This is a genomic window from Mesorhizobium sp. BH1-1-4 (assembly GCF_020165665.1).
Taxonomy (GTDB): Bacteria; Pseudomonadota; Alphaproteobacteria; order Rhizobiales; family Rhizobiaceae; genus Mesorhizobium.
On record NZ_JAIUIN010000010.1, the window covers coordinates 51,566 to 68,126 of the forward strand.

14 protein-coding genes are annotated in these 16,561 nt (G+C 64.8%); 7 read left to right on the top strand and 7 right to left on the bottom strand.

Features of this window, described 5'->3' with window-relative positions:
- The first annotated feature begins 1 nt into the window (after position 1).
- A complete protein-coding gene (locus LB569_RS18490; RefSeq protein WP_224693575.1) occupies positions 2 to 868 on the top strand; it encodes a sugar phosphate isomerase/epimerase family protein in 867 nt (288 codons plus the stop codon).
- A gap of 12 nt (positions 869 to 880) precedes the next feature.
- Here the strand turns inward: LB569_RS18490 and LB569_RS18495 are convergent, their stop codons facing one another.
- The 5 genes from LB569_RS18495 to LB569_RS18515 form a co-directional block, all read right to left on the bottom strand.
- On the bottom strand, positions 881 to 1,204 hold the full coding sequence (locus tag LB569_RS18495; RefSeq protein ID WP_224693577.1) for a transcription initiation protein: 324 nt from the start codon (positions 1,202 to 1,204) through the stop codon (positions 881 to 883).
- A 383-nt stretch (positions 1,205 to 1,587) separates the two neighbouring features.
- Positions 1,588 to 1,794, bottom strand: coding sequence for a hypothetical protein (locus LB569_RS18500; protein WP_224693579.1), 207 nt, complete (start codon positions 1,792 to 1,794; stop codon positions 1,588 to 1,590).
- A 77-nt stretch (positions 1,795 to 1,871) separates the two neighbouring features.
- The gene (locus LB569_RS18505) at positions 1,872 to 2,075 is read right to left on the bottom strand and encodes a hypothetical protein (RefSeq protein ID WP_140708867.1); all 204 of its coding nucleotides are present in this window, start codon (positions 2,073 to 2,075) and stop codon (positions 1,872 to 1,874) included.
- A 129-nt stretch (positions 2,076 to 2,204) separates the two neighbouring features.
- The gene (locus tag LB569_RS18510; protein WP_224693581.1) at positions 2,205 to 3,413 is read right to left on the bottom strand and encodes an FAD-dependent oxidoreductase; all 1,209 of its coding nucleotides are present in this window, start codon (positions 3,411 to 3,413) and stop codon (positions 2,205 to 2,207) included.
- 89 nt (positions 3,414 to 3,502) lie between these two features.
- Entirely contained in the window at positions 3,503 to 5,014 is a 1,512-nt protein-coding gene (locus tag LB569_RS18515) for a formyl transferase (RefSeq protein ID WP_224693582.1), read from the bottom strand.
- 332 nt (positions 5,015 to 5,346) lie between these two features.
- Here LB569_RS18515 and LB569_RS18520 point away from each other — a divergent pair, with 332 nt between their 5' ends.
- The 3 genes from LB569_RS18520 (at position 5,347) to LB569_RS18530 (ending at position 9,911) form a co-directional block, all read left to right on the top strand.
- Positions 5,347 to 7,422 carry a GumC family protein gene (locus LB569_RS18520; RefSeq protein ID WP_224693583.1) on the top strand — a complete coding sequence of 692 codons (2,076 nt, stop codon included), beginning with the start codon at positions 5,347 to 5,349 and terminating at the stop codon, positions 7,420 to 7,422.
- Between the two features lies 1 nt (position 7,423).
- Entirely contained in the window at positions 7,424 to 8,800 is a 1,377-nt protein-coding gene (locus tag LB569_RS18525; protein WP_224693584.1) for a VpsF family polysaccharide biosynthesis protein, read from the top strand.
- A gap of 475 nt (positions 8,801 to 9,275) precedes the next feature.
- Positions 9,276 to 9,911 (top strand): hypothetical protein, encoded by a 636-nt coding sequence (locus LB569_RS18530; RefSeq protein ID WP_224693585.1) that lies wholly within the window; start codon positions 9,276 to 9,278, stop codon positions 9,909 to 9,911.
- A 56-nt stretch (positions 9,912 to 9,967) separates the two neighbouring features.
- Here the strand turns inward: LB569_RS18530 and LB569_RS18535 are convergent, their stop codons facing one another.
- Together LB569_RS18535 and LB569_RS18540 are read right to left on the bottom strand one after the other, a co-directional pair.
- Positions 9,968 to 11,236, bottom strand: coding sequence for a glycoside hydrolase family 5 protein (locus LB569_RS18535; protein WP_224693586.1), 1,269 nt, complete (start codon positions 11,234 to 11,236; stop codon positions 9,968 to 9,970).
- On the bottom strand, positions 11,233 to 12,402 hold the full coding sequence (locus LB569_RS18540) for a DUF1972 domain-containing protein (protein WP_224693697.1): 1,170 nt from the start codon (positions 12,400 to 12,402) through the stop codon (positions 11,233 to 11,235). Before LB569_RS18540 ends, LB569_RS18535 begins: the two co-directional genes overlap by 4 nt.
- Positions 12,403 to 12,844: 442 nt before the next feature.
- On the opposite strand from LB569_RS18540, the gene LB569_RS18545 reads away from it, so the two are divergent.
- The 3 genes from LB569_RS18545 to LB569_RS18555 are packed head-to-tail and all read left to right on the top strand — an operon-like array spanning position 12,845 to position 16,557.
- The gene (locus LB569_RS18545) at positions 12,845 to 14,026 is read left to right on the top strand and encodes a glycosyltransferase family 4 protein (protein ID WP_224693587.1); all 1,182 of its coding nucleotides are present in this window, start codon (positions 12,845 to 12,847) and stop codon (positions 14,024 to 14,026) included.
- Positions 14,023 to 15,324 carry a hypothetical protein gene (locus tag LB569_RS18550; RefSeq protein WP_224693588.1) on the top strand — a complete coding sequence of 434 codons (1,302 nt, stop codon included), beginning with the start codon at positions 14,023 to 14,025 and terminating at the stop codon, positions 15,322 to 15,324. The genes LB569_RS18545 and LB569_RS18550 overlap by 4 nt, the downstream gene beginning before the upstream one ends.
- A gap of 9 nt (positions 15,325 to 15,333) precedes the next feature.
- Positions 15,334 to 16,557 (top strand): GNAT family N-acetyltransferase, encoded by a 1,224-nt coding sequence (locus tag LB569_RS18555; protein WP_224693589.1) that lies wholly within the window; start codon positions 15,334 to 15,336, stop codon positions 16,555 to 16,557.
- The last annotated feature ends 4 nt before the right edge of the window (positions 16,558 to 16,561 follow it).

The following is a 16,561-nucleotide window of genomic DNA, read 5'->3' on the forward strand; positions in this document are numbered from 1 at the left end:
GTTGACGAACGTCTTTGGACTGCACACATTTGCGATTGCCCCGGTCTGGCATCTCGATTTGATCGAGCCCCAGATGAAGCGATTGAAGGGGCTCGGCATCGGGCTGCTGGAAATCCCGCTGCTGCGCCCCGAGGAAATCGACACGGCGCGCACGCGCGCCTTTGCCGAACGCTGGAATGTCGCGCTTATTCCGTCACTTGGCCTGCCGGCCTCACTCGATGTCGTGGCGCGTCCGGACGAGGCGCTGGCCTTTCTCGAACCGGCCTTCGGCGTCTGCGAGGCGGTCGGCAGCGAGGCGCTCGGCGGCGTCACCTACGGCACGATCGGCAAGACTTCGGGCCGCGCGCCGACGGCTGGCGAGATCGACGGCATGTGCCGCTTTCTCGCCCGGGCCGCCAAGGCGGCCGGTGCGCACGGGCTGAAGCTCGGCATCGAGCCCTGCAACCGCTACGAGACGCATCTGATCAATCGCGGTGTCGACGCGGCCGACATCATCGAGCGCGTCGGCGCCGACAACATCTTCATCCATCTCGACACCTATCACATGCATATCGAGGAGGAGAGTTTCGCCGCCGGCTTCAAGGCGGCGGCGCCCTATCTCGGCTATGTCCATGTGTCGGAAGCCAATCGCGGCGTACCCGGGCGCGGCATGCTCGACTGGGCGGCCTGCATGAAGGCGATCGCCGATATCGGCTATACCGGCGCCATTACGCTCGAAAGCATGAACCATGTCGATGCCGACATCGCCGGCGGCCTGGCGGTGTGGCGCCCGGTGGCCGACAATCCCGACGACGTCATCGGCGTCGGCCTGCCGTTCCTGCGCGAGGCGGCGGCGAAAGCGGGTTTGCGGCTGGGAGCGGTTCGCTGACAGAACTGGACTTCATCTCAAGGGCCACACCTCGACCACGCCATGCGCGACAGCACAGGGGACCTGCGAGACTTTCTCGATGGCGTCGGTAAGGTCAGCAGCTTCGATCACGGCAAATCCGGCGATCGGCAGATCTGACGACATGAACGCACCATCGCGCGTTTCCACTCCCGACGCTTCCGGATTGCGCACCTGTACCGGCGTCCCCGCCCTCCCTATCAGGGCGCCTTCGGAGAGCAACTTCACGTCCTGTTCATGAGCGGCATCCCTGATGGGTTGGGGCGTGCGGTCATACCCGGCCCGGTCGCCATATTGGATCGTAACGAACTTTGGCATTGTGAGTTCCTTTCAGGTTTCGACGTGACGCGGGGTGACGGCTGCCATTCTCGCAACCGCTTCGCGTAGGGGGGCCATGCTCCGGCGATCACCGAGAGCTTCTGTCGCGAGATTTATCGGGGCATCCTGAGCGCCGATCCATCGCGCCGACTTTCCAGTTGCGTTTTGCAACTAGTTTGAACGTATCCAAACCGGTTGCATATTGCAAGTGGATTTGAAGCCGATCTTGGAAGCCTTGCGGCGCCAGACCTTCGAGATGGTGAAATCTTATCCTGGCAGGCCGTCGAGGCGTTGGTGCCTGGGATTTTCGGAACCTTCGTGGGATCGCCTTGTCCCGCCGACCTCATTGCCGTGCTGGCCTTCGCTGCCGCGTGCCGTGACGCTCAGCAGGCGCCCGCGTCACGACGGCGCTTTGACGCGGCGGGCTTTCGCGGCTTGCCGCTGTCGCTTGCCGTGTTGCTCGCCGTGGACAGCCGCTCCTCGCGAAGGCGGGCGGTCTTGGCGTCGCGAGCCAGCCGTTCGGCGTCGAGGATGATCCTCGACTCGCGGTCGGCTCTCTCGAGCTTTTGCTTGTCGACCACTCGGGTCACTTCGTTCTCCGGCGCGATGCGATGTCCTAGAACCATTCGGATGCGGCAAGGTTCCGCCGGCTCGCGGACCAATCGCGTCAGGATTGCGCCACGCCTGACCGTCCGGCGCGATGACCGGCCTGCCAGCGGGTCAGTTCGCGCTCGGCCTCGGAAATGGTCACGCTCATCAAGCCGTCAAATTCGGCCATGGCTTCCATATGGCCATGGTCAATGATGGATTTACGAAGAATGCGCATCGCCAGAATAGCATCCTGCAACGCGCGGTCGATATTCTTGACCATGACAAGATCTCCTGCGGGGATAACCTGTCGGCGCGCCGCTTGTTCCGGACGAACGGCACTGGATTTGTTTTTTTCAACCCCGTGGAAAGAAACCGCTGTCTTCGATTGCGAGGAAGATTGGGAGGCGCCTCACGCCATGCCCGGTTGCCGCCGCGATCCCAAATGGCGCACCTTGCGGCCGATGAGCATCAGCCGGCGTGCCGTGTTGTTACGCAGGCGCCGCACGCGCCATTCCAGCCCGTTTTCGGTTGTGATCCGCCTGGCGTAGACACTCACACGCATGCCGGCCTCGTCGGAGGCCACCTTGACCGGATCGTCATAGAAAGCGGCGATCTTGTCGGCCGCCATGCCTGGCGTCTCCAGCCAGCGTGGAATGTGCACGGAGTGGAGTTGATCGATGTCGATCATGACCCGCCCAATTCCGACGCCCGGCGTCGGGCATGTCGTCCAGAACGCGTCGCCGACGAAGACAACCCCGTCGCGGCGGTGGCCTTGCGTCGTGGTCAGGTTGATCTGCCTGACTTCGACGGGACTCGCGACGGCGAAATTGCCGCATTGCGCCGATATTTCCGGCATCAATTCGCAAAGCATCTTCTGCGGATCGGCCCGAAAATCCCGCGTCCATTGTTCGGCCACGGTGCGATAGACGAACATGTTGGCCCGCATCTTGTCGCCGAGCGGGAAGATGGTGAGATAGGCCACGCGGTCCGCCGCCCGCTTGCCATAGCAGGTGACGGCTTGGTAGACGCATTCGCGCGGCGCAATGGCGAGGTCGAAACCCATCGACAGCGAATGGGCTTTCGATTGCTCGACGCGCTCGACGCCGATGGCGCGCCGCACCGCTTCGCTGTAGCCGGTGGCGACCACCAGCAGGCGGGCAATGATGACGCTGCCATCGCTCAGCACCAGGCGCTGCCGGTCCGGTCCGGTCGAGACCTGCATGACCTTGCCGACCGTAAGCGGTACCTGCGGGGGAAGGGCATCGCGGAGTCCGTTGATCAGCGCGCCATAGGAAAACGCGTATTCCGGCCTGCGCTCGCGCGCGAACAACTGGCCGAGGCGGAAGACATGAATGTCGTCGAACGGCGTGACGAGACGCATGATCGTTTCGTCGAGGCCGAGCTTCTCGAACAGCCGTATCTGAGCGGTACCGATCTTCTCGGCCCTGAACTCGTCATGATGGACGCGGTGCGGATCGATCAGCGCCACCTTGCGCCCGGCCTTTCCCAGCACCATTGCCAGGGTCGTGCCCGCCATTCCGGCGCCCACGATCGCCACGTCGACCTCGGTCGGGACAGCTTCGGCGGCGCTCGCCTCGCTGCCCTTCAAGCTCGTCATCTTTCTGCTCCACAATCTGTGGTGGAAATATCTACCGGACCTTGATCAACCTCAAGCAACCGGCGCGAGTGGCTGGTAGTAACAAGTGTTTAGGTTAACCACGGTCGCCTCTTTTGTTTCCAACGCGGCGCGATCGCCGAGCCATCGATGAACTCCAGGCCGCCCGCCTCGTTGAGCGTGTGCAGCTTGCGCCCGCTCCATAGCGGACCAGGGGTTAAGATGGTCTCGACAAGCTGTTCCATGCCATTCAAATCAAGGTGAGTGACGCGTGCGATGCCGAGCGCGGCGCCATAACCCCTGCGGCAGTCCTGCACCGGGCGCAGCAACTGGCCGCCGCGTTGCACCATGCGGCCGGCCGGCCGCGCCGAGGCGATGTCGATCAGCACCGGATTTTTGGGATGCGGCGTCCAGGGACCGCGAAAGTCCGGCGCCGACCACAGATGCAGTTCATCGGAGAAGGCGCCGCCACCCTCCCGCACGGTCGCGAACAGCCACCAGCGCCCGCCATGCTCGACCAGGGTGGCGTCGCTGGCGACGATGTCGGAGAGCAGTGTCGCTTCCTTCACCCATCCGCCGGGGAAGGCGGTGGCGCGGTAGAGATCGACCGTGCGGTTGGCGCAGCTTTCGGGCACCATCCAGACCTCGCCGTCACGCTCGAAGACGAAGGGGTAGGAGAGGTGGTAGGGCAGGTCGAGCACCGGCTCCGGGCGGCCGATCGGTCCCGCCGGGCCGAACGGCACGGCCGAGATGATGGCGCGGCCCAGACGATGGATATAGTCCTCGACGAACAGGGTAACCTGTCCCTGGTGGAGGATCGGGAAAGGATCGGCATAGAAGCGGCTGCCGTCGTCGGGAAGTTCCTGCCAACCCGATGCCGGATGGGCGCGCAGGTCGAACAGATCCTTCCCCCCGGTTTCGCGCCAGCCGACCTTCCAGTGCGGGGCGTTGTAGCAGAGATGGTAGATTTTCTGGACGATGCGCCGCGCCAGCGCCTTGCCCGCCCTGACGCCGAGCCTGCCGGCCGAGGGCAGCGACGGCGCGGCCCTGCCGTCCACCATCTCAGGCAGGACGGGCAGGGCGCCTCGCGCCGCGCCCGTCACCGCTGCCACGATCAGGCTTGCCGTGCGCGCCAGCATGTCCTGGAAGGCGGCGAGCGCGATGCCGCCATATTCGGTGCCGAGGCGTCCTTCGGCGACGACGGCGCCGTTCTCCTCGATGCTGGCCAGCGGGGTGCGGCCATCGAGGATCGATGCCAGAAGGGCGGCTTCGCCGGCGGCGCCGTCATAGGTCACGCGCCAGACGCGTGTCCCCTCCGGCCGCACGTCGCCGCACAGGTCGATCACGAGGTCGGGCGCGGCGGGCGGCGGCGTGCTGTAGGAGGCCAGCGCCGACAGTGGCAGGCGCTTGGCCAACCCGTCCGAGGGCAAGCCATGGATGACCGTTTCAAGCTGGAACAGGGCCGCGATGCTGCCTGGGACGCCGCTCCCGCCTGGGCGCGCGTCGACGCGAACCTCGACATCGGCGAGCGCCGCCAGGCGCCGCAGCAGCAGCAGGTGAAAAGCACGGAGGCAGTCGCTGTCCAGGCGCAGGCTCACCTGCATGTCGCACCCCTAGAATTCTGATGGTCGGTAACCGGCCGGTGTTCGATTTCGGGCATGAGAGGCGGGCGGACGGATGGACTGGAGGGACAGGTTGCTCCATTTCCATTCGTTTCCCGCTCGCTTGCGCCCTGTCAACATGGCCGTTGCCTTTGCTACGCAAACTTCGTGCCAGAAATCAGAAGAGCTCCCAACATAATTAACAGTGTTTTAACAGTTGGAGTAATAGCTAGGCTGAAGCCGCAATTTAATCTTTTGGGGCACATGGAGTGTTGTCGGAGCGACCTTTGCAATCATCCCTGCTCTCGTTGCCGCAACAACACGCTCCGGAGGGGATGCAATATGCCGCGCCGGAGCCGATGCCGGCCGCCTCCTATCCATCCTCGAGTGTCGAACTGGGTGACGTGAAGCGCATATTGGTGCGCCGCCGTTTCCTGATCCTCGCCACCGCCTTGCTGCTGACCCTTGCGGCGCTGCTCTATGGGCTGTTCACCCCGGCGCTCTACAGTTCGGTGGCGGAGATCATCGTCGATCCGCAAGACCTGCAGGTGGTCACCAACGACGTCAATCCGAGCCGGGTTCCGCCCGATGGCGGCATCACCATGGTGGAGAGCCAGGTCGCCGTCGTCCAGTCGAGCGGCGTGCTCCTCAGGGCTATCGCGGCAACCAATTTGACCGAGGATCCCGAATTCAACGGGCAGGGCGGGTTGCTGAGCCGTCTGCTGGGCGGTGGCTCGGCCGAAACCGACAAGACGGGCAAGACACTCGATGCGCTGCGCCGGCGGCTGGCGGTGAAGCGGGCCGACAAGGTGCTGGTCCTCGACGTCATCGTCACCGCCAAGAGCGCCGACAAGGCGGCGATGCTCGCCAATGCCATCGCGCAGGCCTACCTCGCCGACCAGGCGAGCGCGCGCGCCAAGATGGCCACGGATGCTTCCGATTCCATCACCGCGCGGCTCGACGAGCAGCGCAAGCGCGTCCAGCAGGCCGAGAACGCGGTCGAGGCCTACAAGTCCGCCAACAACATGGTGATGGCGGCGGGCAATCTGGTCAGCGACCAGGAATTGACCGAGATCAACACGCAGCTGTCGGCCGCGCAGAGCCGCACCGCGGCGCTGAAGGCCCAGGTCGACCAGTTGCGCAAGCAGGGCGGCGCGCCCGACGCGACCTCCGAGGCCATGCGCTCGTCGGTGATTTCGAGCCTGCGCACGCAAGAGGCGACGCTTGTCGACCAGCTCTCGCAGCTCGGTACCGAACTGGGGCCGCGCCATCCTTCGATGATCGCGGCCCAACAGCAGTTGCGCGACACGCGCCAGCTCATCGCGCGCGAACTCGGCCGCATCGTCACCGCCGCCGAAACCGACTACGAGCGGGCGCTGGCCAACCAGCAGGCGCTGGAGGCCAAGGTCGCCGGCATGAAGAGCAAATCGCTCGACACCGACCAGGCATCGGTCAAGCTGCGCGAATTGCAGCGCGATCTCGAGGCGGTGCGCTCCGTCTACGCCACCTATCTGCAACGGGCGCAGGAAACGCGCGAGCAGGTCAATGTCGACAGCACCAATGCGCGCATCATCTCCAGCGCCATGCCCGCCCTGAAGAAGAGCTGGCCGCCGCTGTTGCTGCTGGTGTTCGGCGCGTTCTTCGGCGGGCTGGGGCTCGGCACCGGCATGGCGCTGATCGCGGAATATTCCTCGCCGACGGTGCTTTCCAGCGCGCAGATGCAATCGGCCATCGACGCGCCCGTGGTGGGCGTGCTGCCGGCAAAACCGGCGCGGCGCCGCTGGTGGCCTTTCGGCGGCGCCGCCACGCCGGCCGGGCAGAAGATGGATGCGGTCGCGGGCCTGGCGCTGAGACGCCTGTTCGCCTCCAGCCGGCGTCCGCCGAACTGGCCGCTGGTGCCGTCGATCCTGTTGACGTCGGCGCCAGAGGACGCCGTGCAGCGCGGCCGGGTGGCGCGCCTGCTGGCCAATGCGGCGGGGGCCCGGGGCAGCCGCGTCCTGTTCATTGACACCAACAAGGCCGGTGGCAGCCAGAAGGAGCCGCAGCCAGGTCTGCTCGACGTGCTGCGCGGCGAATATCCCTTCGAGACGCTCAGCCAATACGCGCCCGGCAGCAACGTCGCGGTGCTGGGCAAGGGTCGGCCAAAGGCTGCCTTTTCCGAGGCGCAGGGCGTCTATTTCACGCAGCATATGCTGGCCCAGGCGAGCCGCAATTTCGACCTCGTCGTCGTTGACGGCGGCGCGCTGGCCGACAATCTCAACGCCTCGCCGCTGGTCGCCATGGTCGACGAGATCGTGCTCGTCGCCACGCTGAACGCGACGCCGATGCGCGATGTCACGGCGGCCTCGCAAGCCATTTCCGTCATGGGACGGTTGCCGACCGGCGCCTTGCTGGTCGACGAGGCGGCCTGAGATGGCTCGGCCCGCCGTCCCGGCAGCCGGCTGGGGCCAGGCAACGGCCGCGCGCCCCGGCGGCCACTCGCTCGACTGGGTGACCGGCTACGGCCTTGTCGCGGTGGTGGCGCTGCTGTTCGCCATCTCTGGCGGGATGCTGTGGCTGGTCGGCTATAATTACGATGGCCTGACCGGCAATCCGGCGACCAAGATCCATCCCTCGACCTATCTGCTGGTGCTGATGTTTGCCTGGCGCGCCTGCACCTTCGGCAACCCGGTCGGCTACACGCTGGCCATCGCCGGCCGGCGGCCGGCGAGCGCGCTGATGGCGGTCATCTCGATCTTGCTGCTGGTGGTGGTCGTCGTCAGGCAGCGTCCCGGCATGGCCGGCATGATCGACACGTTCGTGGCGCCGGCGCTGCTGGTGATGATGCTGGCCGAGGACGACGAAAAGACCTTCGCCCGGATACAGACCGTCGTCCACGCGGTGATGACGGCGAACGCATTGCTGGCCCTGTTCGAGTTCGCCACCAAGACGCTGGTCTTTCCCTACCGGCTCGACGGCGCGGTGTTCATGAACGACCTGCGCTCGACGGCGCTTCAGGGCCATCCGCTGTCCAACGCCACGGTCACCTCGATCTATGTGCTGGCGCTGCTCTCGGGTTCGCGATCGCTGTCCATGCCGATGCGGCTCGCCCTGATCGGCCTGCAATGCGCGGCGCTGGTCTCGTTTGGCGGGCGCTCGGCGATGGTGACGACGATCGTGCTCGGCGGCATTTATCTGCTTTTCAGCGGTGTGGCCTATCTCAGGCGAGGACGCATCAGCCTGCCGGGTGCCGCTCTTGCGGTCCTGCTCGCCTCGCTGCTGCCGGTGGTGGTCGTCATGCTGTTTTCGTGGGGCTTCTTCGACGCGCTGCTGGAGCGCTTCGTGTCTGACAGCGGCAGCGCCAATGCCCGCGTCGAAATGTTCGAGCTCTTTAAACATCTGGAACTGCGCGACCTGATCGTGGGGCCCGATATCGATCTCATCGAAAGCCTGCGCCGCATCAATGGCCTCGAACAGGGAATCGAGAACCCGATCATCCGCCTGGTCCTCTATCAGGGCGCCTTCTTCACCCTGCTGTTGTTTTTCGGCTTCGTGCTGTTCATGCACGAGGTGGCGCGCCGCTGCCATCCCGGCATCTGGCTGACGATGCTGGGCTGGCTGATCCTGCTCAACACCTCCGAAAGCCTTGCGTCCAAGACGACGCTGATGACCAAGTTCGTGGTGATCGCGCTGGCGCTGTACAGGCCGGTGCGGGTGAGGCGGCTCCAGATGCAGCCCCGCGAAGCGCACGAACCGTCAATGTCGGTGATTGGCGACAGGCCCTCGCGTCGTCGTTATCCTAGGGCGTAGCAGGAGCGTAGCTCCGTCGCGGAGGATCCATGCCGTGACGTTGACCATAGAATCTGGCGGTCGGAGGCTGCCGCGAACCGCGCCGATCAGCACGCCGTCGGCGACCATCTCGACCTTGCCGAAGCTCACCTGAGGCGCAACGCCCTCGATCTGGGCAATGTTCGAGGCGACCTCCTGGCCGTAGTCGTCTAGATGACCGTTGCATATCGTGTGGACACTGCATTACATCCTTGATGTTGGCGGTGGCGGCAGAATTTAAGTTGTCTGGGGAAGATTTTACGTATTGGAAAAATCATCGCATTGCTTGTGAGCGGAATCGCTGTTGGGCTTGTTCTCACCTTATGGTGGGAAAATTTGCGGTTATCGTCCCAACTGACCGAAGGATTGCCTTCAAGCTTTGGCGCTGCGTCCATAGAGTTTGATGCCCGGGTTCGTGCCCGCTTTCCTCTTGGTATTTCGGTTTGGAAACTTGCCGATGAACTTCGAGCGGAGGGGTTCAATCCAACGTGGTTTGAACCCACCGGGGAATACGGTGCGAAGCGAAACGAGGATAGCTTCGTTTGCAACATCGCCGCGCGGGTATATCGGCGAGTGGGGATGGACGGGACACTGTCTGCAGTCCGAGGCGTTTATCGCGAAGAAGGCTGTCTATAGCGATACATTTTGCCACTTCGCCGCCAGTTGTTCAGTTATGCACAAATGTGCTTTCTTTGATACAAATTGGGAGGGAACAATGAAATTAGGCTTTGCTTTGGCTTCATTCACCGCAGGAATTTGCTTCGCGATATCGGCTGCCTCAGCAGGGCAAGGAGAGCAGAACAACATAAATTTCTTGGCTGGAAAGGACGATGCCTATTTGAAGAAGGTCGCAACAATGGCGGGCGATCTGAACGGCGTGATCCAAAGATGTCGGTTGAGGCCGAACGAGGATGGAAAAGCGATCATCACTGTTCCAGTCCTTTTGTACGATGGGATCGATAAACATCTGACGCCCAATCCGGGCAAGTTCCAGAGGGCCATCCACGTCTATGAAAGAGCCTACGCGATGGCGGTTCAAAGGGCGGGAAATTGTCAAACCGAGAAGGCCAGGCACCCGAACCTCTATCGGTAGATGGGCACCAGACGAAAAGAAAGGGAGGCATTCGGCCACTTTCCGTCGTCGACTCTCTACTTCGCCATCCTCAAACCCAGCGCATCCACCATCGCCGGGTCGAGCGCGCGCGTCGTGTCGTCCATCATGCCCATGCCGTCGAAGAGGTCCCAGAAGGCCCAGGGGAAGCCGGCGGCCTCGGCGCTTTGGCGGACATCTGATATGTAGCGGGCGCGGTCGGGGTTGGGGGCGGCGACGTAGCGGGCGTCGGTGCGCAGCGCGCCGAATTCGCCCATGATGACGCGGCCAGGCGCGATGCCGTTGCTGTCTGCCCAGGCGCGCGCCTGGCTCAGGTATTTGTCGATGAACCAGCGGTCTGGCCGAGCGTCGAAATAGACCTTCAGCACGCGTTCGGTTTCGGCATAGGCGGCCTGCTTGTCCGCTTCGGAGGTCTCGGTATCCTCAGCCATGCGCGCCCTGACCGAGGCCAGCGTCTGCTCGAGCGAACCGGCGGAGGCCGGCCATGGCACGTTGTTCAGCGCGCGGTAGACGGGCTCACGCATCCAGGGCGCGCCCTGGTGGCTGAACAGATAGGGTTCGTAGAAGTGGAAGGTGAACAGGATCGGCTCGAAGGCCGCCAGCGGCTCCGGGTCGAGCGCTGCCAGCCCGCTCACCATCGAGCCGCAGCCGCCGGTGACGACCAGCGGCAAGGTCGACGACGATGCCCTGGCAGCCGTCAGAAGGGCCGCCTGGACGTTCGACCAGACATTGGAAGAGCAGGATTGCGGCGGCTCGTTGACCGGTTCCAGCGCCACCATGCCCTGTGCGAAGCGCTGCAGCCTGCCGGCAAGCGTGCCGACCAGCGCGCGATAGGCTGCGAATTCGGGGGCGGCGGTGCTGGAGACCATGCGGTCGGGATTCCAGTAATGGGTGGCGCCGTTGGCCTGTACGTTGACGATGATGCCGAGATCGGCATCGAGGGCGGCCGCGACGGCGTCGTCCAGCATCGCCAGCAATTTCGCGCGCGTGGCGGCGTCGGCGGCGAGGAACGGCCCGGGATCGACCGGCAGGCGGATGAAATCGAGCCCGGTTCGGCGCAGCCGGCGAAGGTCGGCCGGTGTCGGCACCGGCCGCTGCGACTGGAAGGGCGGCCAGTCATAGTCGGTGCGCGGTGCGGGAAACTCACGCGTCAGCGCGAACCAGGGCCAGGCATTGACGCCGCGGCGAAAACGCCATTCGCCGGTGGCGGCCAAAGCGGGCGGCACGGACGAAAATGCGGCCGTGGCGGGCAGCAGCGCCGTCGAAAGCGCGGTCCGCAGCAGCCGCCGTCGCGACCAGCCCCTCATACGGCGCCGGGCGAGGGGCGCTCGAGCGGCACGGCAGCCGCGGCGCTCACACCCAGAAGCCGGTAGGCTTCGGCTTCGTAGGCGAGCAGGACATCGTCCCAGCGGAAGACTTCGTCGGCGCGGGCTCTCGCCGCCTCGCCGCAAGTCCTGACCAGGGCGTCATCCTCCAGCGCCTGTCGCATGCGCTCGGCGCAGCTCTGCCTGTCGGTGAAGAAGACGGCGGCCGCGCCGGCGGTCCATCTGTTGTAGGGGTTGTCGTGGGCGATGACCATGTTGCCGGCGGCCAGCGCCTCGACCAGAGACGGGTTGGTGCCGCCGACCGTGTGGCCATGCATATAGGCGCGCGCGTGAAAACGCATCGCCTTCACCGCCGCCTGGTCGTAGATGGCGCCGGGCAGCACCACCGACGCGTTGGCCGCCTTGCGAACGGCGACATGATAGGGGATGTCAGGGGAAAGCGTGCCCAGCACGACCAGCTTCATGTCGCGCTTCTGGCTGCAGAAGGCCTCGACGATGGGCAGGATGTTGTTGTCGGGCTCGATGCGCGCGATCGAGATCAGGTATTTTCCAGGTTCGAGGCCGAGCGCGCGTACCGGCGCCTCCGGCGCCGATGTCACCGGATCGGCGCCATAGGTGATGGTGGCGATGGCGCCGCGCGGCCGGCGCGTCGCCAGGTGATCGGCGATCACGGGATGGTCGGCGACCAGACGGTGCGAGGCCCAGGCGCCGATCCACTCGTTGAGCCAGAACCATGTGCGCGCCGCCACACCCCATTTGGGCCGGCGCCATTCGATGCCGTCCATGTTGGTGATGATCTTGCGCCGCATCAGCCGCAGCCAGGTCAGGAAGACCGCGCCATTGTAGCCGAGCACCAGGCAGACGCCGGGCCGCCGGGCGGCGTCGAGCACGCATTGCCAGTCGAATTCCAGCGTCGCGCGCGGGCCTTTGGAGGCGACCTGGATGTGAATGAGGTCGATGCCTTTCCAGCTATCGACGCGCACCCTCTGGTCGACCCGCTCAACCTCCTCCTGGCAGTAGACGCCGACCTTCCAGCCGCGCCCGGCAAGAAACAGCGCCAGCTTCTCGGCGAAGGTTTCAAAACCGCCATGGGCCGCTGGAATGCCGCGCGTCCCGAGGATCAGGATGGCAGGCTGTTCCGATTTCATGACTGCTGGCACTTTTCAGGTCCGCTCGATCCGCAATGCTGTCTCATCTCAAAACCGCGCCCTTGCAGTTGGCTGGCAGGCCCGATTCCAGCCATCATCGCACCCGGGTTGTAAAATATTTCTTCCAAGCGCCCGAGTTGTTTCATTATCGGTCAACCTTCCCAACGTATGTGTATCGAAACGAGGCCACGCTGCGGCTTGTCGGCCTGCGAACGGATATATTAGCACGGCATAATGCTTGCGTAAGGACTTCTGTGCGCCAGAATCGGCGGAGGGTGCGCAGCATTGGTGTGGTGATCCCAGATCAACATCCGTTGATCCGGGTTCGAGATTCGTTTCACGACCACGCTGACAACGAGGGAAGTCCAAAGGGGTGTTGCTTGAAGTTTCCAGCCGCCGATAGCGTCAGGCAGCGGAATCGTCTCACCACCCTGACAGAAAGATGCATTTGAAGATGCGGATTGCCTGCATCCACCAGGGCTACGAGCTCTACGGTTCCGATCGCAGCTTCGCGGAGAGCGTGGCGGCGTTGCGCGCCGCGTTTCCGTCGGCCGACATCGAAGTGGTCCTGCCGCGCCGCGGACCGATCGTGCAAATCCTCGAGCCGCATGCGACCCGCATCGTCTTCGAGCCGCTCTGGGTGCTGAGGCGCCAGGCCATCGCGCGCCTTGCCACCATCGAGATGGCGCGGCTGCCGGTCGCGGTGCTGCGGGCCTGGCGGCGGCTCAGGGATTTCGACCTCACCTATGTCAACACCTCGATCGTGGCCGACTACGCGATCGCCGCGCGCCTTCTGCCTGATAAGGCCGTGCTGCACATCCACGAAATTCCCGAAGGCGCCATGCGCAGGATCCTTGTCGGCCTGATGCACTGGAGCCATGCCGATCTCATCTTCAACTCGCGCGCCACCCGCGCCGCGTTCGGCGATCCCAAATCCGCGCGCTCCCATGTGGTCTATAACGGGGTTGCCGGCCCGGCGGCGGTCGAAGCGACGACCTATGACGGCAAGCGGCCGCTCAAGGTGCTGCTGCTTGGCCGCATCAACAGGATCAAGGGCCAGGAAGTGCTTCTCGAGGCGGTCGCCTCGCTGCCGGCTGAGCTGAAGTCGCGGATCGAGGTGCGGCTGGTCGGCGGCGCCTTCGAAAGCGTCGAGCGCGAGCGCGCGCTGGCCGAACTGGTCGCCAGCATGGGGCTTACCGGACGCGTCAGCGTGCTGCCCTTCATTCCCGATCCGTCCGAACATTATCGCTGGGCCGATATCGTCACCGTGCCGTCACGGCGTCCCGAATCGCTCGGCCGCGTCGCCATCGAGGCGATGGCCTATGGCCGGCCGCCGTTGGTGTCGGCGATCGGCGGGCTGGTCGAGGTGGTCGCGGACGGCGAAACCGGCTGGCATGTGCCGCCCGGCGATGCCGCGGCCCTTGCCGGCAAACTCGAGGAAATCATCCTGCGGCCCGAGGCCTGGCGCTCCTTCGTCGCCGCCGGGCGCGCGCGCTACGAAGCGGTGTTCAGCGAGCCGGTCGCTGCGGCGGCGATCGCCGCGATAGCCGCCGACAAGCTCAAGGCGGCGATCGCCAGGCCGGGCCGGACGGCAACCGTGCGTCAGGCGGAGACACGGTCGTGAAACTCCCTGGCCATCTGGTGCGGCGCCTCGTGCTGATGATCGGCGGCGAGGCGATGCAGAGCGGATTTCACTTCGCCCTCAACATCGCGCTGCTGCACATGCTGTCGGCGCAAGGCTACGGCCTCTTCGCCATCGGCATGGTGATGGGCGGCGTCGGCCTGTCCTATATCAGGTCGCTCACCGCCGTTCCCGCCTCGATATGGATGAGCAAGAGCACCAACAGCGCCGGCGTCGATGCCTATGACGTGGCCTTCGGGACGGCGGCGCTGGTCGTCGCGCTGGTGATGGCGCTCGGCACGACGATCGTGATGCGTCTCCTGGGTGATCCCAGTGGGATCGCCGCCGGCTGCTTCGTCGGCGCGTGGTCGCTGCGCAGCCACATGCGCACGGCCTTCTTCGCGCGCCGCCAGCAGGTGATCGTCTCCATCAGCGATGCCGCCTTCACGACCGCCGGCACCGTCATGGCCGGGCTGGCGATCTGGCTGGCCAAGGACATGCTGCAGATCGTTTTTTACGTACTGGCCGCGGCCAATGTGTTCGGCATCTTCGTCCTGGTCCGGCTGGCGCGCCGCACGCTGCGCATCAGCTTCCGCATGCCGACGCGGCGGCGCTATGCAAGGCTCTGGGCCCAGCTCTGCTGGTCGGCGTTCAGCGCCACCACCACCAACATCCAGGGCCAATGCCTGGCGCTGCTGGTTGCCGGCATTGCCGGGCCGGCAGCCTATGCGCCGCTGGCGGCGGTGATCGTGCTGTTCGCGCCGCTGCGCATCATCAGCCTCGCCTTCGTCAACATGACGCAGCCGGAACTCGCCAAGCTGATGCGCAATAACGAGACCCGTCGTGTCTGGGCGCAGGCGAAGCTGTGGGCTGTCGTCATGGGGCTCGGCGCGGTGGTCTATGGAAGCGCCATCCTGTTCGTCCTGCCGATGATAAACTCGCAGGCGCTCCAGGATGCGTCGGTAAGCTTCATCGGGCTTTTCGTGACCGCGAATTTCGTTCCGATCATGCTCTACATCATGCCCCGCATCGTGCTGGAGATCATGGGTGACTTCCGCATCGTCGCGTTCATCACCCTGGGCGGCGCCATCGTCGGGCTGGCCTTGATCGCCATCTCCCTGGCAATCGCGCCGCCGCCATGGGCGCTGCTCGGTTCCGCGCTCTCCGAGATCTTCGTGCTCGCGGCATCGTGGTATTTCGTGCATCACCGCATGTGGAACATCGAACATCCGGACCAGCAGCGCGACAGCCGCCTGGGCTCCTGGCGGCGGGCGGTTTCGTTCGCCGCGGTAAAGCGATAGGAGACGGACGTGTCAGGCCAGGCCGTACAAATCGCCGCTGTGACCGAGCTGCCCGACGGGCAGGTTCCGCACGCCGCCACCGCCGTCGCCGCCAACGACGCCTATACGGCGAAGCTGCACACCAGCCTCGAGGCGGTCAGGCCGCTGTGGCTGCGCCTGCAGGCGCAGGGTGTGTGCACCGGCCACCAGAATTTCGCATGGACGGAAGGGATCGTCGCGCGGCTGCTGCCGGAAGGCGCGCAACTCCTGCTCGTGGAGGTGAGCGACGCCGCGACCGGCGAAACCAGGATGCTGGTGCCGCTGATGCGCCGCAAGGCTTTCCACCATTGGGTGGTCGAATGGTTGAGCTGTGGCGTCTGCGACTATGCGGCACCGCTGCTGGCCGATGACACTCCATGGACGAAACAATCCGCGCAGGCCGCGTGGGCCGCGCTGTGCTCGGTGCTGCCGCCGGTGGACCGCGTCCACATCGAGGGGGTTCCGCGACAGATACAGGGCGTTGCCAATCCGCTGGCCTTGCTTCCGGCCACGCGCGATTCGATCCAGACCACTTTCGGCCTCGCCATCGACGGCGATCCGGAAACGGTCCTCAAGCGCCTTTGCAGGCCGTCTTTCGTCAAGGAATTCGGCAAGGATTGGCGTCGCCTGGAGCGGCTTGGCGGCGTGGAACTGGTCGAGGCGCGCGCGCCGGCCGAGGTTGAACGCATCTTCGGCGAGCTGGTGCGGATGCGGCTCGATCGCTTTCGCGAGCTTGGCCGCTTCGACCTGCTGACGCAGGACAAGATCGTCGATTTCTACAGGAACGCGGCCATTCAGGGCCTGCTGGACGGTTCGGTGCGGCTGTTTGGACTGCTCGTCGGCGAGGCTCTCATTTCGGTCCAATATTTGCTGGTTCATGAAGGGACTGTTCACGCTCTGCTGATAGCAATGGATCAGAGCGTGGTGCCCAATGTCTCACCGGGCCTTGCAATCATGGGCAGGTTGATCGGCTGGGCGCGCGAACGGGGTTTTGGCTATTTCGACCTGTCGGTCGGCAACCAGAGCTACAAGGAACATATGGGCGCCAAGGGTTCGGTGTTGGTCGAACTCTGCCATGGGTTGACGATGCGGGGCAGTCTTGCCAGCACCGCCATCGAGTTGCGCAGGCGGGCCGAGGCCTCCATACGCTCCAAACCCAGGCTGCTCAAGGCGGTCCAGGGAACGATGCGGGGTCTGCGGCGCTTGCGTGGATAATGCC